The sequence below is a fragment of the Silvimonas iriomotensis genome, from assembly GCF_014645535.1.
GTDB classification, from domain to species: Bacteria; Pseudomonadota; Gammaproteobacteria; order Burkholderiales; family Chitinibacteraceae; genus Silvimonas; species Silvimonas iriomotensis.
This window is the reverse complement of record NZ_BMLX01000001.1, coordinates 1-22,201: the sequence shown is the minus strand read 5'-3', so window position 1 is coordinate 22,201 and position 22,201 is coordinate 1. Positions and strand designations below refer to the sequence as shown.

General features: G+C 60.2%; 18 protein-coding genes. 5 read left to right on the top strand and 13 right to left on the bottom strand.

Annotated features, from left to right (window positions below; translation table 11 throughout):
• Positions 1 to 2 precede the first annotated feature (2 nt).
• Positions 3 to 1,454, top strand: a complete 1,452-nt coding sequence (locus IEX57_RS00090) for an efflux transporter outer membrane subunit (protein WP_188701090.1) — start codon at positions 3 to 5, stop codon at positions 1,452 to 1,454.
• A 12-nt stretch (positions 1,455 to 1,466) separates the two neighbouring features.
• Here the strand turns inward: IEX57_RS00090 and IEX57_RS00085 are convergent, their stop codons facing one another.
• The 6 genes from IEX57_RS00085 to IEX57_RS00060 form a co-directional block, all read right to left on the bottom strand.
• A complete protein-coding gene (locus IEX57_RS00085; RefSeq protein ID WP_188701088.1) occupies positions 1,467 to 3,218 on the bottom strand; it encodes a response regulator in 1,752 nt (583 codons plus the stop codon).
• Between the two features lie 7 nt (positions 3,219 to 3,225).
• Entirely contained in the window at positions 3,226 to 4,017 is a 792-nt protein-coding gene (motD, locus tag IEX57_RS00080) for a flagellar motor protein MotD (protein ID WP_188701086.1), read from the bottom strand.
• Between the two features lie 31 nt (positions 4,018 to 4,048).
• Complete coding sequence (locus tag IEX57_RS00075) at positions 4,049 to 4,990, bottom strand: S49 family peptidase (protein ID WP_188701085.1); 942 nt, start codon at positions 4,988 to 4,990, stop codon at positions 4,049 to 4,051.
• A gap of 82 nt (positions 4,991 to 5,072) precedes the next feature.
• Entirely contained in the window at positions 5,073 to 5,471 is a 399-nt protein-coding gene (locus IEX57_RS00070) for a Rieske (2Fe-2S) protein (RefSeq protein WP_229708488.1), read from the bottom strand.
• Positions 5,450 to 6,106 carry an HAD-IA family hydrolase gene (locus IEX57_RS00065; protein WP_188701083.1) on the bottom strand — a complete coding sequence of 219 codons (657 nt, stop codon included), beginning with the start codon at positions 6,104 to 6,106 and terminating at the stop codon, positions 5,450 to 5,452. Before IEX57_RS00065 ends, IEX57_RS00070 begins: the two co-directional genes overlap by 22 nt.
• A 44-nt stretch (positions 6,107 to 6,150) precedes the next feature.
• The gene (locus IEX57_RS00060; RefSeq protein WP_188701081.1) at positions 6,151 to 7,146 is read right to left on the bottom strand and encodes an RluA family pseudouridine synthase; all 996 of its coding nucleotides are present in this window, start codon (positions 7,144 to 7,146) and stop codon (positions 6,151 to 6,153) included.
• A 692-nt stretch (positions 7,147 to 7,838) separates the two neighbouring features.
• Between IEX57_RS00060 and IEX57_RS00055 the strand changes: the two genes are divergently transcribed.
• The 4 genes from IEX57_RS00055 (at position 7,839) to IEX57_RS00040 (ending at position 13,791) form a co-directional block, all read left to right on the top strand.
• Positions 7,839 to 10,979 (top strand): Rne/Rng family ribonuclease, encoded by a 3,141-nt coding sequence (locus IEX57_RS00055; RefSeq protein ID WP_188701079.1) that lies wholly within the window; start codon positions 7,839 to 7,841, stop codon positions 10,977 to 10,979.
• A gap of 488 nt (positions 10,980 to 11,467) precedes the next feature.
• The gene (locus IEX57_RS00050) at positions 11,468 to 12,223 is read left to right on the top strand and encodes a basic amino acid ABC transporter substrate-binding protein (protein ID WP_188701077.1); all 756 of its coding nucleotides are present in this window, start codon (positions 11,468 to 11,470) and stop codon (positions 12,221 to 12,223) included.
• Between the two features lie 181 nt (positions 12,224 to 12,404).
• The gene (locus IEX57_RS00045) at positions 12,405 to 13,208 is read left to right on the top strand and encodes an amino acid ABC transporter permease (RefSeq protein ID WP_188701075.1); all 804 of its coding nucleotides are present in this window, start codon (positions 12,405 to 12,407) and stop codon (positions 13,206 to 13,208) included.
• A gap of 112 nt (positions 13,209 to 13,320) precedes the next feature.
• Positions 13,321 to 13,791, top strand: a complete 471-nt coding sequence (locus tag IEX57_RS00040) for a hypothetical protein (protein WP_188701073.1) — start codon at positions 13,321 to 13,323, stop codon at positions 13,789 to 13,791.
• Positions 13,792 to 13,871: 80 nt separating this feature from the next.
• Here the strand turns inward: IEX57_RS00040 and mltG are convergent, their stop codons facing one another.
• The 7 genes from mltG to aroC form a co-directional block, all read right to left on the bottom strand.
• A complete protein-coding gene (gene mltG / locus IEX57_RS00035; protein WP_188701071.1) occupies positions 13,872 to 14,948 on the bottom strand; it encodes an endolytic transglycosylase MltG in 1,077 nt (358 codons plus the stop codon).
• Positions 14,908 to 16,875, bottom strand: a complete 1,968-nt coding sequence (yoaA, locus tag IEX57_RS00030) for a DNA repair helicase YoaA (RefSeq protein WP_188701069.1) — start codon at positions 16,873 to 16,875, stop codon at positions 14,908 to 14,910. The genes mltG and yoaA overlap by 41 nt, the downstream gene beginning before the upstream one ends.
• Positions 16,876 to 17,164: 289 nt before the next feature.
• The gene (locus IEX57_RS00025; protein ID WP_188701067.1) at positions 17,165 to 17,923 is read right to left on the bottom strand and encodes an SDR family NAD(P)-dependent oxidoreductase; all 759 of its coding nucleotides are present in this window, start codon (positions 17,921 to 17,923) and stop codon (positions 17,165 to 17,167) included.
• 13 nt (positions 17,924 to 17,936) lie between these two features.
• Positions 17,937 to 19,232 (bottom strand): hydroxysqualene dehydroxylase HpnE, encoded by a 1,296-nt coding sequence (hpnE, locus tag IEX57_RS00020; RefSeq protein WP_188701065.1) that lies wholly within the window; start codon positions 19,230 to 19,232, stop codon positions 17,937 to 17,939.
• Positions 19,233 to 19,244: 12 nt separating this feature from the next.
• Complete coding sequence (gene hpnD, locus IEX57_RS00015) at positions 19,245 to 20,081, bottom strand: presqualene diphosphate synthase HpnD (protein WP_188701063.1); 837 nt, start codon at positions 20,079 to 20,081, stop codon at positions 19,245 to 19,247.
• Between the two features lie 98 nt (positions 20,082 to 20,179).
• Complete coding sequence (locus IEX57_RS00010; RefSeq protein ID WP_188701061.1) at positions 20,180 to 20,842, bottom strand: DUF4136 domain-containing protein; 663 nt, start codon at positions 20,840 to 20,842, stop codon at positions 20,180 to 20,182.
• Between the two features lie 38 nt (positions 20,843 to 20,880).
• A complete protein-coding gene (gene aroC, locus IEX57_RS00005; RefSeq protein WP_188701058.1) occupies positions 20,881 to 21,984 on the bottom strand; it encodes a chorismate synthase in 1,104 nt (367 codons plus the stop codon).
• Positions 21,985 to 22,201 lie beyond the last annotated feature (217 nt).

Below are 22,201 nucleotides of genomic sequence, written 5' to 3'. Positions count from 1 at the left end.
TCATGACCACATCCCGCTTTTTGCCACGTCTTTGTCTTATCACGCTGGCCAGTACGCTGGGCGCTTGCGCGGTCGGGCCTGACTTCAAAACCCCGGCCGCCCCCGCCACTAACCAGTGGAGCACCACACCACCGGCTGCCAGCATGCCCGCGGCCGACGGCGCCCGCCAGCAACTGGTCAACGCCGATGCTGCGCCAGAGCGCTGGTGGACCTTGTTTGGCTCAGCGCGCATCAACGACTGGGTGGATCAGGCACTGGCCCACAACCAGAGTCTGCGCCAGGCCGAAGCCAGCCTGCGCCAGGCGCAAGAGCAACTCAATGCCGAAACCGGCGCCACCGAATACCCGCAAGTCGATCTGAAAGTGGGTGCGCAGCGCCAGAAGATCGACCTGGCCGCCTTTGGCATTACCAATGTGCCCAGCCCGCCGCCCTTCAACCTGTACAACGTGTCGCTGAACGTGGCGTATACGTTTGACCTGTTCGGGGCCAACCGGCGCCAACTGGAAGCGCTGAGTGCGACGGTGGATTACCAGGCGTTCGAGCTGCAGGCTGCGCGGCTGGCGGTGGCGGGCAACGTTGTCACCGCGGCGATCCGGCTGGCCGCTGTGCACACGCAGATCGACACCACGCGGCAGCTGCTTGCCACGCAGCAACAGCAATTGCAGATCATGCAACAGCGGCTGGGCGCCGGCGGTGTGGCCAGGCTGGATGTGCACAACCAGGCCGCGCTGATCGCCCAGACCCAGGCGGCGTTGCCGCCGCTGCAAAAGCAGGCCGGACAACTGGCGCACCAACTGGCGGTGTACCTTGGCGTGCCGCCATCGCAGCTGGCCGATACGGATATTGACCTGAAGGAGATCACCCTGCCCGCCAATCTGCCGCTGACGGTGCCCTCCGCCATGGCGCGCCAGCGGCCGGATATCCGCGCGGCAGAAGCCTTGCTGCATCAGGCCAGCGCGCAAGTCGGCGTGGCGACAGCCAATCTGTATCCGCAACTTACCTTGTCTGGCAGTGCGGGTTCCGAGCGCACGGGCGCGCACGATCTGACCAATGGGCTCAATGTGTGGAATATCGGGCTGGGCTTGATGCAGCCGCTGTTTCATGGCGGTGAACTGCAAGCCAGAAAACGCGGCGCCGAGGCCGCCTGGCAAGGCGCCACGGCTGCGTACCAGCAAACCGTGCTGACGGGCCTGCAGCAAGTGGCCGATGCCCTGACCGCCATCGATACCGATAGCGGCACGCTGGCCGCGCGCAACCAGGTGCGGGCAGAAAACGACGCCATTTTGCAGACCACCCGCTCACGTTATTCGGCGGGCGGCGTGAGCATGCTGCAATTGCTCGACAGCCAGCGCCAGCAACAACAAAGCGCGCTGGATGAAATCACCGCCCGGGCAGACCGGCTGGCTGATTCTGCGGCGCTGATGCAGGCACTGGGTGGCGGAACCGGCTCGTAAGCGCTGTGGTGCTTAAAGCCGCCCGATCAGCGCGGCCAGTTCCACCTGGCGCACCGGTTTTTCCAGGAAGTCATCCATGCCGGCTACCATGCAGGCTTCGCGATCAGCCTCTGAAGTGTTGGCACTCAGGGCGACGATACGGATGGGCCGCGCGCCGGTTTCCCGCTCCAGCTGGCGGATATGCCAGGCGGCGGTCAGCCCGTCCATGACCGGCATCTGTACATCCATCAGGATCAGGTCAAACGCCTGCTCCATCACGCGCTCCAGCGCGGCATCCCCGTCGTGCGCCACGGTGACCTGATGCCCCAGTTTTTCCAGAAAACGCCGCGCCACAAGACAATTGACCGCGTTGTCATCCACTACCAGCACCTGCAGGGCATGCGCCGGCAAGGCCACCGGTTCTGGCGGGGCCAGCGGCACCTGGCTGACCGTCAACTGGGCAGAAAACGCAAAGATACTGCCGCCAGCGGGGTTGTCTTCCACCCACAACTGCCCGCCCATCAACCCCACCAGTCGGCGGGAAATCGTCAACCCAAGGCCACTACCGCCGTATTGCAATGCCACCCGGTTATCGGCCTGGGTGTAGGGCAAAAAGATGGCCTCGCGCCGGTCCTGAGGCACGCCAGGGCCGGTATCGCTGACCGAACACAAGATGATCAGCCGGTCATCCAGCCGGTCCCGCAGGTTCAGACCAATGCGGATTTCGCCCTGGCGGGTGAACTTGAGCGAATTACCGACCAGGTTGACCAGCACCTGCTTCAGCCGCGTGACATCACCCAGCAACGCGGGCGGCACGTCCTCGCCAAGGTGGCAGGAAAACTGCAAACCCTGCGCCTGCGCTTGCGGCAAAAACATGCGCTGCAGGTCATCAAGCAATTGCTGGGGAGAGAACGGCGCCGGCGCCAGTTCCAGCCGGCCGGCTTCAATGCGCGAATAATCCAGCACGCCATTGATCTGGGCCAGCAAGGCATCGGTTGAGGCGCGGATGATCTCGACCTGTTCACGTTGTGAACCCGGCAGCGGCTGGCTGGCCAGCAACTGCGCCATCCCCAGAATGCCGTTCATGGGCGTACGGATTTCATGGCTGATGGCGGCCAGGAACTCGTCTTTGGCCCGCGCGCTGCGCTCCAGATCTTGCGTCGCGCTTTTCAGATCAGCCAGCAGCCGCGCCTTTTCCTGGTCCAGCCCGATGGTTTCGATCAGCACGTGGTGGTACTCGCCGGCGCTGCGCAGCAAGGTGAAGATAAACACCAGCAGCAAGACTGCGAACATGGCGCCAAAGCGGCCCGGATGCACCACGGCGAAGATCAGCATCGGCAGCGTCAACAAACCAACATAAGTGCGCAACGCCCATTGCGACGGCGCCAGAATGGGGAGCGAGCCGGCGGCCATCCCGCTCAGCAACAAGGCAATGAAGAAACGCGCGGTTTCGGACACATTCATGCCAAACCACAAGCAGCCCACGCCCCAGCCCACGCCACTGAGCATCACGCCAAAGAAATAGCGGTAACGCCACTTGAGCACCTGATTGGGCCGCGGCCTGGCAACACGAAAGCGCTCTGCCAGCCACAAGCGCCCCAGCAGGATCAGCGCCATGGAAGTCCACCAGACCAGCAACACGGTGTTAGAGACATCCATGCGCAGCGCAAACGCCAGGCAACTGGCATTGATCAGGCTGGTGACCTGGGCCAGCCGCGCGTTGCGATAGAGCAGTTGCGTGGTACGCCAGACCACATGCGGATCGCGCAAAAAGACAGAGGCCATGGCGGCCTCAGTGCGCTGGCTGCGGCTGCGACGCCGTCAGCACCGACACATCGTCGCGGTTATCCGCCAGGATGTTGATGGTCACGCGGCGGTTGCGCGCTCGGCCATCCGGCGTGTCGTTGGATTCAACCGGGCGGTACTCGCCATAACCCATGGCCACCATGCGTTCCGGCGCGATGCCGGTATCGGCAAACAGCCGCACCACCGAGGCCGCGCGCGCGGCGGAAAGCTCCCAGTTGGACGGATACTGGGTTGACTTGATCGGCTGGTTGTCGGTATTACCCTGCACCTGGATCAGATTGTCCGTGCTGGTCAAACGCTGGGCCACAGCACGCAAGGCGGTGGCGGAGGTGTTCTGCAGATCGGCCTTGGCGGTATCAAACAGCACGCTATCGCTGATTTCAACCGCAATGCCGCGGGCCGATTGCGTCACCCGGACTTTACCTTGCTGGATCAGCGGGCCCAGCGCGGCGCGCAGGTCATCGGCCATGCCGCTCATGCGCTTGGCCTGTTCTTCCAGCTTGTTGTTTTCCGGCGCTTTGGGCGCGCTTTCGGGGTGAGCGACGATGGGCGCAATCACCTGCTTGCCTTGCGGCGCCGTGCCCACCGAGGGCTTGGCGTTGTTGTTCTGGAAGGCATTGACCAGCGAGTCGGACAACACGCGGTACTTGCCTTCGTTGACCGAGGAGATGGCGTACATCACCACAAAAAACGCAAACAGCAGCGTCATGAAGTCCGCGTACGAAACCAGCCAGCGTTCGTGGTTTTCGTGCTCCTCCTCGCGCTTTTTGCGTGCCATCGCCCCGCCCTCGTTGCCGGATCAGTTCTGATCAGTGAATAGACAGCTTGAGCTGGCTGCCCAGCTGTGTTGCCGCTGCCACGCCAATACGGCGGGCGAAGCGATCAAAATAACCGGGCTGCGGCGTAAAGTCGATCACATCAGGCGCCTTCACCACATCGCGCGCCACACTGTCGACCGAACCCAGCGCATCGACCAGCCCCAGCTTGATGCCGGTGCTGCCGGTCCACACCAGGCCAGAGAACAGATCCGGGTTATCCAGCGCCAGCTTTTTACCGCGCCCGGCCTTCACGGTATCAATAAACTGCTGGTGGATTTCATCAAGCATGGCTTGCGCCTTGCCCTTTTGTGCGGCGTTCAGCGGCGAATACGGATCAAGAAAACCCTTGTTGGCGCCAGCAGTGAGCAAGCGACGCTCAACCCCGAGTTTTTCCATGGTACCGGTAAAGCCGAAACCATCCATCAGCACGCCGATCGAGCCCACCATGGATGCCTTGTCGGCGTAGATCTTGTCTGCAGCCACGGCAGCGTAATAGCAACCGGAGGCGCAGATATCGCTAATCACCACGTACAGCGGGATCGACGGATATTTGGCCTTGAGGCGCAGCAGTTCGTCATGCAACTGGCCGGCCTGCACCGGGCTGCCACCCGGACTATTGAAATTGAGGATCACGGCCTTGGTGTTTTTGTCGTCATACGCGGCAGTGACACCATCAAGCACGTTTTCGATATTGGCTTCGCCGTCGGCGGCGATTTCACCGCTCATGCTGACCATGGCGGTATGCGGCCCGGCCGAGACGCTTTCCAGCTCTTTGCCGCCAAACCAGCCCATCGCGGTGGCAATGACCAGCAGCACGATGCCAAAACCCAGCAAGCGGAAAAAGATGTTCCAGCGACGGGCACGGCGTTGCTCTTTCAAACCGGCTTGCAGCAAGTCCGTCAGGACCTGACGCTCCCAGGGTTGTTGTTCCATGATGCGCTTCTCTTTGTAGATACTGGATATTGTGGTTATGCGGCGCCACGGTCTGGCACCGGCCGGCCTTCAGCTACCGGGTTCAGTCTTGTTGTACTACCGGCCCGACGGCGGGCGCCAGCCAGTATATCTTGCCGTCATGCTCGGTGACCGGCACGGATTCCAGGCTGCGACCCGGACACGGGCCACCCAGACACAGACCGCTCTCTGGCGCATAGTAGGCACCGTGCGTGGCGCAAACAAGAAAGTTGTGACTCAGATCGAAGAAATCACCAGGCTGATAATCAAGCTCAATGGGAATGTGCGCGCAGGAATTCAGGTACGCATACACCCGGCCGCCAAAACGGACCGCAAACGCTTCGCGCGCTTCACCGCGCCATTGCACCTGGAAGCGCTGGCCCAGGCCCCGTTCTGCCAGCGTGGTGCTGTCGCAGATTTCCTGCTCGGTCATCGCGTCGGTCATGCCTTGTTCAGTATCCATGTGGCCAGGTCAGCAAAACGGTCAAAGTGCGCCAGCGGGTTCAACGCCTGCAAAGCGGCGGACGGATGCGCGCCACAGCCCAGCGACAGTGTCGCCGTGCCTGCATTCAGGCCTATCTGCAGATCATGCGTGGTATCACCGATCATGATGGCGCGTTTGGGTACCACGCCGGTGTAATCCAGAATGTATTCCAGCATGGCCGGGTGCGGCTTGGAAAACGCTTCGTCGGCCGTGCGTGTCACTTCAAACAGGTCGCCCAGGCCGGTGGTGCCCAGCGCGCGATTCAAGCCGACGCGTGATTTACCGGTCGCCACAGCCAGCATATAGCCGGCCTCGCGAAACTTCGGCAATGCCTCGGTCACGCCATCAAACAGCACCAGTTGCCCGTCTTCGGCCAGATAGTGATGTTTATAGGCCTCCACAATCCGCGCCACGGCGGCGTCATCAGCCTCGGGCGCCAGATACTGCATTGCCTCTTTCAAACCGTAGCCGATCACATAAGCGGCCTTTTCCTGCTCGGGCACAGGCAAGCCGGCATCGGCAAAGGCGCGCTGGATGGCGCGGGTGATGGTTCCGGTGGAATCCATCAAGGTGCCATCCCAGTCGAACACCAGCAAATCAAAATCCTGACGCATGCAAAACCCTGTGTATCCAGATGACAGACTGAAAAGAGTGGAACTCAACCGCGCGCGGGCTTGCCCTGAGCCGCAGAACTGGCCGTCTTGCGCGCCTGGGTGGTGGCTTCAACAAACTGGGCCAGCTCGGTCGGCAACGGCGCTTCAATTTTCAACTCGTCGCCAGAGATCGGGTGCGCCAGCGTCAACTGCCAGGCATGCAGGAACATGCGCTTGAGCCCTTCTTTGGGCAGTTGCTTGTTAAGCGCAAAATCGCCGTATTTCTCATCGCCCAGAATCGGAAAGCCCGACGAGGCCAGGTGCACGCGGATCTGGTGCGTGCGCCCGGTCTTGAGTTCGCACTCCACCAGCGAATACTGCTCCCCTACCCGCCGGCGATACACGATGGTATGCGCCTCTTGCCCGTCTGCCGCCACGCGTACACGCCGCTCGCCTTCCGGGGTGTGGTACTTGAACAGTTTGAAGCGCACGTGGCGTTTGTCATCCGGCCAGACGCCGGCCACCATCGCCAGATAGCGCTTATCGATATTGTGGTTGTCGCGCAGCATGTCGTGCAGTTTGACGAGCGCGCTGCGTTTTTTGGCGACCATCAAAATGCCCGAGGTCTCCCGGTCCAGCCGGTGGACCAGTTCCAGGAATTTCGCATCCGGCCGTTGCGCGCGCAACAGTTCAATCACGCCAAAGTTCACGCCGGAACCGCCATGCACCGCCAGACCGGCCGGCTTGTTGATGGCCAGCATGGCATCGTCTTCAAACAAGATGGGCAGATCAATGCGCTGGGCGGCAGCCTGCGCCGGCGCGATGTCCGGGGCCTCGGCCATGCGTACCGGTGGCACCCGCACCACATCGCCGGTTTCCAGGCGGTAAGTGACATCGACGCGGCCTTTGTTCACGCGCACTTCGCCACCGCGAATAATCTTGTAAACGCGGCTTTTTGGCACACCTTTGAGCTCGCGCAACAAGAAGTTATCAAGGCGCTGTCCGGCTTGCTCGGAGGTAATTTCGATAAAGTTGACAGACGCTTTGCTAGTCTGAGACATATTGACTTATACTCTGTGACACGTTGCAGCATGACATTGATGTGACACTCGCCGGCCCTTTGCCCGCGAGGCCTCGCTGCAACGCTAATCCCGTTCTTTGATCGACGCCCTGCATACGCTGGCGATCACCTTCCCGCCGTACATTCATCGTACCGTTTCCTGTGCCGACACTGGTCGGAAAACACGAAATGCAGCGCGGGAATCGCCTGACGTGCACGTTTGGTCTTGGTATTGGGAAGCGGTTAATGCTCGCTCACCGCTATGAATGCAGCCGATTCACCGCTTTGACGGCCTAAGCCGGCGCAGATGGTGATGTCACGGGCAAAGAGACGGAGTGTACAGCTTACGACTCCGGATTTCGAGACACCCCTGACATCCAGCACCGCCGGGATGGTCCTGAGCGGCCCCAAGCAGCGACAAAAACGCAGTTTATTAGAACCACGCACTCACAAGGTTATTAACCGCAAGCTCCACCAAAGCTTGCGCTATACCCAATACCCGGTCTTTTCCGGCGCCTGCCAGAAGCGGACGCTTTCATCATGGAGATTGCACACGCCCCACACTGTTCCGCTCACTAACCGCCTGGCCCCGACTTACAACCGGTGCCGATGGATATGGCGTCCTGATTGACGGACTGAGGGCGTTGTTGCCCCGGGTTTCCGCCGTGCGAGTGCGTGCGGGAGCCATTTTAAATGAAACGCATGCTGTTCAATGCAACGCAGGCCGAAGAGCTGCGCGTTGCGATTGTCGACGGCCAGAAGCTGATCGATCTCGATATCGAAACCGTCGGCAAGGAACAACGCAAGTCCAACATCTACAAGGGTGTCATTACCCGCATCGAGCCTAGCCTCGAAGCCTGCTTTGTAGATTACGGCTGTGAACGCCACGGCTTTCTTCCCTTCAAGGAAATTGCCCGCTCTTATTACGCTGACGGCAGCGAAGGCGGCCGGGTTCGCCCCGGTGACGCGCTGCGCGAAGGCCAGGAGCTGATCGTCCAGGTTGAAAAGGACGAGCGCGGCAACAAGGGCGCAGCCCTCACCACCTACATCAGTCTGGCCGGCCGTTACCTTGTGCTGATGCCGAACAACCCGCGTGGCGGTGGTGTTTCGCGCCGCATCGAGGGTGACGAGCGCCAGGAGCTGCGCGCCGTACTGGACCAGCTGGAAACCCCGCAGGGCATGAGCCTGATCGCGCGTACTGCCGCCATTGGCCGCAGCGCCGAAGAACTGCAGTGGGATCTGAACTACCTCTTGCAACTGTGGCGTGCCATTGAAGGCGCAGCCGGCGGCAGCGGTGCATTCCTGATCTATCAGGAATCCAGCCTCGTGATCCGTGCCATCCGCGATTACTTCCAGCCGGATATCGGCGAGTTGCTGATCGACAAGGCCGACATCTACGAACAAGCCCGCCAGTTCATGAGCCACGTGATGCCGGGTAACGTGAACCGCGTCAAGCTGTACCAGGACGACGTTCCGCTGTTCTCCCGCTTCCAGATCGAACACCAGATCGAAACCGCCTTTGCGCGTGAAGTAACGCTGCCGTCCGGCGGCGCGATCGTGATCGACAAGACCGAAGCGCTCTACTCCATCGACGTGAACTCGGCCCGCGCCACCAAAGGCTCGGACATCGAGGAAACCGCCGCCCGCACCAACCTGGAAGCGGCCGATGAAATCGCCCGCCAGCTGCGTCTGCGTGACGTCGGCGGCCTGATCGTCATCGACTTCATCGACATGGAGAACCCGAAGAACCAGCGCGAGGTGGAAAACCGCCTGCGCGAGGCGCTGCATTTTGACCGTGCCCGCGTGCAGACCGGCAAGATCAGCCGCTTTGGTTTGATGGAACTGTCTCGCCAGCGCCTGCAACCGTCGCTGGAAGAAACCACCCATATCGCCTGCCCGCGCTGCCATGGCACGGGCTTTATCCGCGGCACCGAATCCTCGGCCCTGAACATCCTGCGCATCATCCAGGAAGAGGCCATGAAGGAAAACACCGGCGCGATCCACGCGCAGGTGCCGGTCGATGTCGCCACCTTCCTGTTGAACGAAAAGCGTACTGAACTCTTTACGCTGGAATCGCGCCTGAAAGTAAACGTGGTGCTGATCCCCAACATCAACCTGGAAACGCCGAACTACAGCGTGGTGCGCCTGCGTCACGATGATCTGAACCACAGCGACGAAGCCCTGCCGTCTTACCGCATGGTGGAAACACCGCCGGAAGAAGGCTACCAGCCAGGCCAGGCCCGCGAAGAAATGGCCAAGCGCCAGGAAGCCGCGGTCAAGGGGATTACCCCGGCCCAGCCGGCACCGGTTTCCGCCCAGCGCGAAGCCGCACCGGCCCCGGCGGCAGCAACCGCTACCGGCCCGAGCCTGTGGAGCCGCATCGTCAAGTTCTTCGCCGGCACGCCGGCGGTGGAAGAACCGGCCCCGCAACCGGCCAAGCGCCAGGGTCAAGGTCAGGGCGGCCAGCGTGGCGCCCGTAACGAGCGCAACGACAACCGCCAGGGCGGCCGTCGTGATCGCAATGGCGAACGTGGTGAACGCAACGAACGTGGTCAGCGCGCCGAGCGTGAAGACCGCAATGCCGAGCGTCCGCAGAACGAGCGCCGCGGTGGCAGCAGCAGCAAGCCGCGTATCGAAGAAGACATGAGCGCCCGCGCAGCCCGTCAGGAGCAGCGCAACGAGCGTAACCGTGGTGAGCGTGGCGAACGTCAGCAGGCCGAGCGCGCAGAGCGTCCGGAACGCGCCGAGCGTACCGAGCAGCAAGCGCAAGAGCCGCGCCAGCCGCGTGAACGCGCACCGCGTCAGGAACGTGAACGTCAACCCAAGCCTGTGGTTGCAGCGGAAGAGAAAGAAGTCATCCAGCAAGCCGTTGCACCGGTTGAAGGTGCCGCTGGCGAGCAAGCTGCAGCACCGGAAGCCGGCGAAGGCCGTAGCCGTCGTCGTCGCGGCCGTCGTGATCGCCGCGATCGCAACGAGAACGCAGCGACTGAAAACACGGTAGAAGCCGGTAGCGAGCAAGCCGTTGTTGCCGAAGCCGCACCGGTTGAACAAGTTGCACCGGCCGCTGCAAGCATCGAGCAAAGTGACTGGGCCGCTGCCATCAGCGCCGCTACCGTCACCGCAACGGCCGCTGCAGCTGAAGTACAACCGCAAGTGGCAGAAACCGTTGCCGCCGAACCTGCTCCTGTCGCTGCGCCTGCGCCAGCTCCGGTTGCCGCACCGGCCCCGGTGGTTGCTGAAGCGGTACAACCCCAGTCCGGCACGGTTGTGACCGTACTGGCCAGCAAGGCTGCCGCCCCGGCAGCAGCGGTTGAGGCTGCTCCGGCACCTGCGCCGGCACCGGCACCCGTCGTTGCAGAAGCACCGGCACCGGTCGTGACCGTGGCTGAAGTCGTTGCCGCAACCCCGGCCCTGCAGCCTGGTCTGTTCGATGAAGCCCAACCGGCCAAGGCCGAAGTGGCTGCACCGGCTGCGGCACCTGCACCCGCTGCTGCACCGGCTCCTGTTGCCGCGCCGGTACTGGAAGTGGCTACGCCGGAAGAAGTCGGTCTGGTTCTGGTGGCAACCCGTCAGGACCTGTCGTCCGAGCCGGCGACTGCGCAAGCACCGGCCGCACCGACCCGCCGCCGTCGCCGCGACAGCCAGCCGCGCCAGAACGAGGCTGCTGCTGCCGAGCCGCTGCAACAAGTCGAAACTGCAGCCAGCGCCGCAGCAGAGACCGCCGTTGCCGCACCGGCAGAAGAAGTCCGTACGCGTCGTAACGCTGCCACTGAAGCCCCGGCTTCCGAGCACAGTGATGCGCCGCTGGTCCAGATAGAAACCCGCAACGAATAAGCAGCGGGTTTGATCCTGGTTCGATAAAAAGCCGCCCTTCGGGGCGGCTTTTTATTTGGGCGGCGTGCACCAACCAGCGCACCAGAATAGGGCAACCAGGCTCATTGATCCAGGCCAGACCCCCTCCCCGGCAGGCATCCCCTGGCTTGCGTAGCGCATCTCAGCAGCAAACAGCCTGGATGTAGCGGATTAGCCAGGTTTTCATACACTCACATCAGGGAAAAGAATTACGGCAAACGCGCCACAACGCGGGCTGCAAGACTGCATGCTGGTCAAAATATTGCTTTAATCAAGCGCATTGGCCCATGCAGAGTCTGCACCGCGTCAAGGGAATATCCTGATTGCAGCAGACATCGGCCGCCAATACGCTCGCTACCCGAAGCGTGCTGTAGAGAACCGGGCGCGCCGCGGCGATATCCTCGCCAGGGCTGCCTTATAAAGTGACTGGAAACCAAAAACCAACCCGGCCTTACCAGGAGTATTCCACCATGCAGAACAAGTTTGGCAAGCTGTTTGCTGCCCTCACCGCCTCCGTCATCCTGGCCAGCCCGGTCTTTGCCGCTGGCAAGACTTACCAGGTGGCGACCGATGCTTCTTACGCCCCGTTCGAATCCATGAACGACAAGAAAGAAGTGGTCGGCTTCGACGTGGACGTACTCAAGGCTGTCGCCGCCAAAGGCGGTTTTGACGTCAAGTTCATCAATACCCCGTGGGAAGGCATTTTCGCCACGCTGTCCACGGGCGACCGCGATATCGTCAGCTCGGCCGTGACCATTACCGACGAGCGCAAGCAGTCGATGGATTTCTCTGAGCCCTACTTTGAAGCCAAGCAGATGATCGCCGTCTCGGCATCGAGCAAGGTCACCAAGTTTGCCGATCTGAAGAACCTGAAAGTGGCCGTGCAAACCGGCACTACGGGTGATGAAGTGGTGCAGAAGCTGCAAGGCAAAACCAGCCCGAACATCAAGCGTTTTGAATCGACCCCGCTGGCCATTCAGGAACTGTTGTCCGGCGGCGTGGATGCCGTGGTGGCCGATAATGGCGTAGTGATCAACTACGTGGCCAACAACAAGGGCGCCAAGCTGAAGGTGGTGGATGACAGCAGCTTTGCCAAAGAGTACTACGGCTATGCCGTGAAGAAGGGCAACAAGGATCTGCTGGCCAAGATCAACACCGGTATCAAGGCCATCAAGGCTGATGGTACCTACGACAAGATCTACAAGAAGTATTTCGGCGCCAAGTAAGCCCGTCTGGTTTGTCCCGGACAACACGACAAGAAGCGCAACGGCGTGCCGTTTGCGCTTCTTTTCATGCGTACCCGCCCATTTGCTTCAAACGCGAAATTTGCAGTCCGAAACATGCAACATCTGTTTAATCTGAACCGCTTTTCAATCAACCTGGCAGCCTGAACCGGATACGAGACATATGGATTTCAATCAATTCTGGGACCAGGCACAGCATGCGCTCCCTCCACTGGAAAACGTCAGGCTGCAGATGATCTGGGAATACCGCCAGATGTTCATCGACGGTACAAAGATGACGCTGGTTATCACTGTGTTCTCCGTGATCTTTGGCACGCTCATCGGTCTGTTTACCGGTATGGCGCGCTTGTCCAGCAATGTCACCCACGGCCCATGGAAGTGGCCCTTGCGCCTCTTTGCCCGCTGGCCGGCTACCGTCTACGTGACATTCTTTCGTGGCACTCCGCTTTTTGTACAAATTTTGCTCATTCATTTTGCGGTCATGCCGCTGCTGGTTCACCCCAACGACGGTCTGTTGATCAGCGGCGACCTTGCCGTCACCCTGCGCCAGGACTACGGTGCATTCATGTCAGGCCTCGTGGCGCTGACACTCAATGCCGGCGCGTACATTACCGAGATTTTCCGCGCCGGTATTCAGTCTATTGCGCGTGGCCAGACCGAAGCATCTCGCTCGCTAGGCATGAACTACTGGCAGACAATGCGTTTTGTTGTGATTCCGCAGGCCTTCCGCCGCATGCTCCCTCCGCTAGGCAACGAAGCGATTATGCTGCTCAAGGATAGCTCACTGGTCTCGGTCATCGGCCTGACCGAGCTGGCCTACGCAGCCCGCACTGTTTCTGGGGTCTATTCGCGTTTTTGGGAGCCTTATATCACCATCTCGCTGGTCTACCTGGCGCTGACCATGGTGATGGCCGCAGGCGTTCACAAACTGGAACGCAGCTTTCACGCCAAGGGCGGTATTCAGTAATCTGCCCGGCAACACAGCACCACCCCAAAAAAGCCCGCGTTCAGCGGGCTTTTTTAATGGTCGCCGTGACACTGGCCGCAGCATAAAAAAAAGCCACAACCTGCTACAGGTTGTGGCTCTGAATTCCCGATTCGGCCGTGCCAAGCCAGAATCGGTAGGACAGGAAACAGTCAAAACGTCATCAAGGCAAACCGGCAATACCACCGCCTTCTCACCCGGATTCAAACAGGTTCAAGTGCCGATTTTTGATCAGGACCGAACCGGAAGGTCTGTAGCCAGAAATAAACAGCTACACACCAAAATCCAAAAAAATCGATCGTTTGTTTGCGATCGATGCGAATTCAACGTTGCCAGCATTCCTGCGGCGGGCTTGATCAAGGGCTTTATCACTTTATGCATTCAAGCCAGAAAAGGCCGAACATCCAGCAATACCGCCACTTTCAAACGCTTTGATACGGGTTTAACAGTATCAGAAGGTCAACTTAACCCGATAACCACCGGTTGTTGCAACGCAAAACCTGAACGAGATTTTTGCCTGGCGACCAATAAAAGGCAAGCGTTTTTTGGTAGTTTTAAAAATTAAACTACAGAAGCGTCTGAAAACAACAACGCCGCAGGCAAGTGCGCTGCGGCGTTGTGGTGGCGACTGAAAAGCGGGCAGGTTTACTGCGCTGCCGAAGCCGGAACGGCCTTGCCGGCGGCATTCAGAATGTACTTGCGCACGGCGGCGTTGTGGTCAGCCAGGCTGTCAGAGAACTGCGAGCTGCCATCCCCGCGCGATACGAAATACAGCGCGCGCGTATTGGCCGGCTGCACTGCAGCCAGCAGTGACGCCTCACCCGGATTGGCAATGGGGGTCGGCGGCAGCCCGGCGCGGGTGTAGGTATTCCAGGGCGTGTCCGTTTCCAGATCCACCTTGCGCAAGGTGCCGGTATAACCCTCGCCCATGCCGTAAATCACGCTGGGGTCTGTCTGCAAACGCATGCCGGTCTTGAGGCGATTCAGGAACACCCCGGCCACCAGTGGCCGATCCGGCGCATGCCCGGTCTCTTTTTCCACCAGCGAGGCCATGATCAGCACCTCGTACGGGGTTTTCAGCGTCAGATCCGGCGCGCGTTTTTCCCAGGCGGCATCCAGCTTCTTTTGCATGCGTTCATGGGCGCGGGCCAGCAGTTTTACGTCTGAACTGCCACGGTCAATATGGTAGGTATCCGGGAAGAACTGCCCTTCCGGACTGGACGCATCAATCTTCAGCGTGGCCAGCAACTGGGCATCCGTCATCGGCTGCGAGTCATGGCGCAAGTCCGGATTATTGTTCAGCGCGGTACGCAGGCCGCGCCAGTTGGTGCCTTCGATCACCGTGAACGAAATCATCGCAGTGTCGCCATCAGTGAGCTTGCGGATCAGATCAAGCAAGCTGGTCGGCGTGGTCAGGGTGTAACTACCCGCCTTGAGCTTGCGCTCGGCCCCGGTCAGGCGCGCCAGCACGCGGAAGGTAAACGGCGACTGGATCACGCCCTGCGCTTGAAGTTGATCGGCCACCTTGCGCGTGCTGCCAGGCTCCAGCTCGAAATCAAGCGGGGTTTGTTCCTGCTGCGGCACGACGACGGCGTTATAAGCGCCAATGCCGGCCACGATGAGCACAATCAACAAGGTCAGCAACAGCAAGCCGGCAAAGCGGCCGGAGGGTGACGCGGTTTTAACTGGTTTGTTCTGGCGACTGGTCTTGCTGCGGGGCATGGTTGCGTTTGGCTTCAAAGAATCGTTTTACGGTATCGGGTTCGCGCGTACGGTACATGGGCGGCAGGCTCTTCCACAAGAGTTTGCCATAGGGTTTGTCGACCAGCCGCGTGTCGCAGATCATCAGAATACCGGTGTCGGTTTCATCACGGATCAAACGCCCGGCACCTTGCTTGAGCGCAATGGCGGCGTGCGGGATCTGGTATTCGACAAAGGCGCTGCGCCCTTCCTTGTTCATCTGCTCGATACGGGCGGCCAGCACCGGGTCATCAGGCGGCGAGAACGGCAACTTGTCGATGACCACCAGCGACAACTGCTCGCCTTTCACGTCGATCCCCTCCCAGAACGTCTGGCTGGCAACAAGGATGGCATTGGGCGAACGGCGGAACTGATCCAGCAGCTCGGTGCGCGAGCCCTGCCCTTGCAGCAATACGGGCCAGTCCAGCTTTTCGTCTTTCAGCCGCTGGGTCACCAGGTCATGGGCTTCGCGCATGGCGCGCAGCGAAGTAAACAGCAAAAATGCGTGGCCATGCGTGAGTTTGAGCAAAGGCCAGGCTTGCTCGATCACCTTGCCGGTAAAGCCCGGCGAATTGGCTTCCGGCATATTGGCCGGCACATACAGCACCGCCTGTTTTTTGTAATCGAACGGGCTATCCCACGTGCCGGTCTGCGCGTCCCACAGGCCCAGCTCGTGTTGGTAATGCGTGAACTTGCCATTGACCGCCAGCGTAGCGGAGGCAAAAATCCAGGCGCGCGGATGGCCCTTGAGCTGCTTCTGGAAAACCTTGGCAATATTGAGCGGCGTGGCGTGGAGCATGAAGCCATGAGAGAGGATGTCGATCCAGTGCACGGATTCTTCATCATCGCCCTTTTGCCAGCTGGTGAGCGTTTCCCGCAGCTCGTGCGCACGGCGCGCTGCGTTCTCCAGTGATTCGGCGCGCTCTGCCTGCGCCGCCAGCAGGCTTTGCAGGGTCGTCAGGCAGTCGAGCATCGTGGCGAGCGCTTCGGCAAAACCTGGAAGCTCGCTGACCTGATGCAGCGGAAACCGCGCGGGCTCGGGTTTGAACACCAGCCGGAAATCCCGCACGGATTTCTCCAGTGCTTCTGCCGCTTGCGGCAGTTTGACGAAGTCTTTGGCAATCACCAGACCTTCGCTGCGCGCATCGCGGGCGATCTCGATCAACTGGCCGCTGGTCAGGGTGTCGCCAAAGAACAGGCTGGCGACGTCCGGCAACTGGTGCGCTTCATCAAACACCACCGTGTTGCAGGCGGGCAGCAATTCCCCCGCGCCTTCATCGCGCAGCCAGACATCGGCAAAAAACAGATGGTGATTGACCACAACCACGTCTGCTTCCTGCGCTTCCTTGCGGGCTTTGAGCACAAAGCAGTCTTTGTGGTTGGGGCAATCGGTACCCAGACAATTGTCACGCGTGGAGGTCACATGCGGCCAGATGGGGGCATCTTCCGGTACGCCGGCACAACCGGCCTTGTCGCCAGACTGGGTGATTTTGGCGTAGCGCTCGACCTTTTGCAGGTCAGCGATGTCTTCCTTGCGCAAAAACCGCCCTTCATGCCGCGCCCGGTTCAGGTGGTAATGGCAAACGTAGTTGGCGCGCCCCTTGAGCAAGGCCACCGTGACCGGCACCCGCAGCACATCGCGCACCAGCGGGATATCACGCTGAAACAGCTGATCTTGCAGCGTTTTGGTTCCGGTAGAGACGATCACCTTGCCGCCGCCCAGAATGGCGGGCACCAGATAGGCAAAGGTTTTGCCCGTGCCTGTGCCGGCCTCGGCAATCAGCTGGCCCTTTTCATCGATCGCCGTTTTGACAGCCTGAGCCATCTCCAGTTGGGACTGGCGTAGCTTGTAGCCAGGAAATGCCTTGGCAAACGGGCCTTCTGTTGAAAAGAGGTGTTCCAGGTCCATGTGGATCTATGCGCGGGTTAACACACAATTTTACCAGTCCTGGATCAGCGCCGGTGTCCGCTGGTGATCAAAAACCGAACTGCGGACAAAAAAAGCCCCGTTGATCACGGGGCTCATCAGCCAAATAAGAAGGAGACGCTATGTGGGGTGCTCACCCCAACCGGCTGGAGCAGCCGGCACTGCCTTGGCAATAGATGTCAAGTAGTCTGGAAGTAATACTAGCAGATTGTTGCCAATAGACAACACTGTAAATATTTACATTTGGCAGCGCAATTTGCATTGCATTTTTCTATTCTGCCGCCTGATCAAACCGCAGCACCTGCCCAGAATGGCCCCGGCTTTGCGGCCCCAGCCAATACAGGATGGCAGGCACGATATCTGCAACCTGCGGCAAGGTAGACCACGCCTCTGCCGGGTGTGTTTTGGTGCGGAAAGGCGAATGAATCGGCCCGGGCACCAAAAGGTTAATGCGCAGGTTTTCCTGCTTCTCCCACTCGTCCGCCGCGATAGTCACCCAGGTCTGCTGGGCAGATTTGGACACCGCATAACCGCCCCAGTACGCCTTGGGCTCAAGACCGTGGCTTTCACCCAGCACCAGCACCGCTGCATCTGGCGCTGCGGCCAGCAGTGGCATCAACGCGCGCGTCATGGCAAACGGGGTCGCCACGTTGACGCGAAATTGCTCCATCCATTCGTCCAGCTTTTGATTGGACAGCGGCGAGAGATGCGCAAAGCCGTTGGCGGCATGCAAAATGCCATCCAGCCGGCCGAATTCCTTGCTGAGTACCATGCCCAGCTGCGCGAGTTCAGCCTCACCCGCCTTGGCCAGATCCATGGGCACCGCTGCCGGGCGCGGGCCGCCGGCCGCTTCAATGGCGTCATAGACTTTGGCGAGCTTTTTCTCGCTCCGCCCCATCAACACCACCGTTGCGCCCGCTTTGGCCAAAGCCAGTGCCGCCGCCTCACCAATCCCCTGGCCGGCGCCCGTCACCAGAATCACCCTGTCTTTGAATGCGCCTGCAACCGGTTGCGAGGTTTTCCAGTCCATATTGCCGCCCTTTTCAGTTCAGTGCCGCCAATAGTCCATCTGTTGCCTGCAAGCCGCTTCTGACCGCGCCTTCCAGCGTCGCCGGGTAATCCAGCGCCGTATAGTCACCCGCCAGCCAGAGCGACGGAAACAGCGTTGCGTTGCCGGGACGCGCCATGTCTGGCGTACAGGCAAATGTCGCACGCTTCTCGCTGATCACCCGATGCGAGATCGGCTCACCCCAGCCAAACGTTGCGCTTAACTCTTGCGCGACGCGGCCGGCCAGCTCGGCCTGGGGCCAGCTACTGTGCACGCCTTTGGCCGAGAGTACCACCGCAATCAATCCAGCCTCGCCATGAGTTTGTCCGCGATCAAACACCCACTGGCACAAGCCACCCGAGCATCCCAGCATGGGTTGCGGCAAGGTGGTTTCGGCCGGGTATTGATAGTAGAGCGTTACAATCGGCTGGAATTCCCACTGTTCGATCTGAGCAAGCACATTTGGCAGCAACGGCTGGCCATTTTCATCGTTGAGCATGTCGAGCCGGTGCGGCGGCAACGCCACGATGACGCCATCAAAACGCTCCGTCCGGTCATTAACTTGCCACAAGCCGGCATCCTGGCGCAGTTGCGTGACAGAAACACCGGTTTCGACCTTGCCGCCGTGCGCACAGATGTACTCACCTGCTGGCTCAGGGAACAAGGCCGAAAAGTCGATACGCGGAAACAGCAAATCAGACGCGGCACGCCCGCCCCCCAAAGAGTCCCGCAATACATTGAGCAGGATCTGTGCCGACGCAGTTTCAATCGGGGTATTCAATGCCGCCACGGTCAGCGGTTGCCAGAAGCGGGCGACCAGATCGTCAGGCTGCCCATGCTGCGCCAGCCACGCGCTGACGGTCAGATCAGACTTGAGCTTCCAGCCGGCCAACTGGCTGAGCAGCATCAGCCGGATCAAGGCCGCGCGAGCAGACCAGGATAATCCGCGCACCGCGATCAACCCGCCCAGCAGATGCAGCGGCGCGGGCAGGCGCGGGCAACGCAGATGAAAATCCGGCTGGACTTTCAGATTGAGTGGCGTACGCAGAAACGCGTCATCCAGATCGACGCCCACTTGCTGCATCAAATCCAGCAAGGCGCTGTAGGCGCCAATCAAAAGATGCTGCCCGTTATCCAGCCTGCGGCCATCAATGGAAATACGCCGGGCACGGCCACCAAGCACCGGGCCGGCCTCAAATACGCTGACCCTGGCACCCTGCCGCGCGGCCGCAACCGCTGCGGCCATACCGGCATAACCACCACCGATGACGGCAACCGAACGCTGACTCATCGACAACGGCGCTCAGCCCCACCACCAGGTGCGCCAGGCCAGCCACAACTTGCGGATCGGCGTCAGACTCAGGCGCTGGTTCAGCACCTTGGTCACGCCATCGCGCTTGATTTCTTCCAGCGTGGCCCGGTAGATCGCGGCCATGACAAGGCCGGTGCGCTGCGTTTTGCGATCTGCCGCCGGCAGCTCGCTGATGGCTTGATGGTAGTAGTGTTCAGCCCGCTCGATCTGGAACTGCATCAGCGCGGCAAATTCGGGGGTTTCACGGAAATTGAGGATATCTGCGGCCGGCACATTGAAGCGCTGCAGCTCATCAACTGGCAGGTAAATACGCCCACGACGGGCATCTTCGCCAACGTCGCGGATGATATTGGTCAGCTGAAAAGCCAGCCCCAGATCGTGCGCGTATTTGAGTGTCTTGCGATCTGTGTAGCCGAAGATCTGCGCGGCCATCTGGCCCACCACCGAAGCCACACGGTAGCAATACAACTGCAGATCCTTGAACGAGGCGTAACGCGCGGCATCCAGATCCATCTCCATGCCGTCGATGATTTCCAGGAACAGCTCACGCGCCAGGTCATATTTCTTGATCGCCGGCAGCAAAGCACGCGTCACCGGGTGTTGCGGGTTGCCGGCATACAGATTGTCGACCTCGGCCCGCCACCAGTTCAGTGTTGTGCGTGCCACGCTTTCATCGTGGGTTTCGTCAACGACATCATCCACTTCACGACAGAAAGCGTAGAGCGCAGTGATGGCGCGGCGCTTTTCCAGCGCCAGGAAACGAAAGCTGTAATAAAAGCTGGAGCCGCTACGCGCGGCTTTGTCTTCGCAATACTGATCAGGCGTCACAGGGGGTATCCGGCAAAAGTTCGCGCAATTGTAGCGAAAAGTGCCTCACCCTGCTTCAAGCAATGCGCCACCCCGGCGCAATCTGACGTACCGATGCGTCAGTGCGGTGCAGGCTGCGGCAAGATCAGCCGCACAGTGGTGGTGGTACCGGAAAAACCAGGAAAACTCTGGAACAAGGCGCGCGTCAGCCAGGGCAAGGCCGCATCCAGATCCTGGGTTTCAGAGTGATTGATGGCTTTGCCTTCATACAATTTGGCAAAGCGGCCTTGTTCAAGCAGCACCCGGTCTGAAATATCCACGGTCAGAAAACGGGTGTACACCGTACTCTGGATCGACTGCGTACCGACAATACCCGGCTGGGCATACCAGCCAGGCACAAACATGCGCCCGCCGTATGGCCCCGGATACCAGCCGTAATACGAGGCATAACCCACAGTGCCCCACACGGGTTCCTGCGTGACCACGATCTGCCCGTTATCGACGCCGTAATTAAGTGCAACCAGCCAGTCTGCATGCTGCGCGTTATCGGCCTCAACCAGCCCTGCTGCGCTCAATTCATGAGCGACCTGCTGCTCTGCGGCTTGATCCAGCAAGCTTTGCGATTGCGGGGCCGGACGTGCAAACGCAAACTGTTTACCCGCCACCGCGCTGGCCAGCGTATGGCGGACGGTCACTTGCGCCACAAACTCCGGCGGCCTCGTTGCACAACCTGCCAGCACACCCAAAGCCAGCACCAGAACCAGCAAGGAAACACATTTCATGCGGTTTGCCCCAAGACAATCAGCCTGCCGGGATCAACTCAGCCGCCGATCGCTCCCGGAATGCGCGGCGTATCTACCTTAACGTCTGCGCACTGCGCGCGATGACGCAGGGCATGATCAATCAACACCAGAGCCAGCATGGCCTCGGCAATCGGCGTTGCCCGAATACCCACGCACGGATCATGACGACCCGTGGTCGCCATCATGACCGGATTACCCGCCTTGTCGATCGAGCGACGTTCCTGCGCAATACTGGAAGTCGGTTTGACCGCCATATTGACGACAATATCCTGCCCGGTAGAGATACCGCCCAGCACGCCGCCAGCATGATTGCTGGCAAAACCTTCCGGCGTCAGTTCATCGCAGTGTTCGGAACCACGCTGGGCGATGCTGGCAAAGCCCGCCCCTACTTCGACACCCTTCACCGCGTTGATGCCCATCATGGCATACGCAATGTCTGCATCCAGGCGGTCATACACCGGCTCACCCAAACCGACTGGCACACCTTCTGCCACAACGGTGATCCGGGCACCAACCGAATCACGCTCGCTGCGGATCTGGTCCATATAGGCTTCCAGTTGCGGCACGATGTCGTTATTCGGGGCAAAGAAGGCGTTTTCGCTGACCTGATCCCAGTTCAGGAACGGGATTTCAATCTCGCCCAACTGGCTCATGTAGCCGCGAATCCGGATGCCGAATTTTTCCTTGAGCCATTTTTTGGCAATGGCGCCGGCTGCTACGCGCACCGCGGTTTCGCGGGCGGATGAACGACCGCCGCCGCGATAATCGCGAATACCGTATTTGTGCCAGTAGGTGTAATCGGCGTGGCCGGGGCGGAAGGTTTCCGCGATCTTGCCGTAGTCCTGGCTACGCTGATCCTGATTGCGGATCAATAGTGCAATCGGCGTACCCGTGGTTTTGCCTTCGAACACACCGGAGAGAATCTCGACGGTATCAGGCTCTTTACGCTGGGTAACGTGGCGGGAGGTGCCAGGCTTGCGACGATCCAGTTCGGCCTGGATATCGGCCTCGGTCAGCTCCAGCCCCGGAGGACAACCGTCCACCACGCAGCCAATCGCCGGGCCGTGGGATTCACCAAACGAACTGACACTGAACAGAAGACCAAAAGAATTGCCGGACATCGTGACTCCTGGGGCACATCAGCCAGCAGCGCTGGCCAGATTTGGACAAGAGAGCAAGTTTAACATGCTGGTGGGCTGCTTTACCGGCAGCGTAAAAGCAAAACGCCCGTACAGGTCTCTGTACGGGCGTTTTATATGGGTGTCTGGCAATGTCCTACTTTCACACGGGTAATCCGCACTATCATCGGCGCTAAGTCGTTTCACGGTCCTGTTCGGG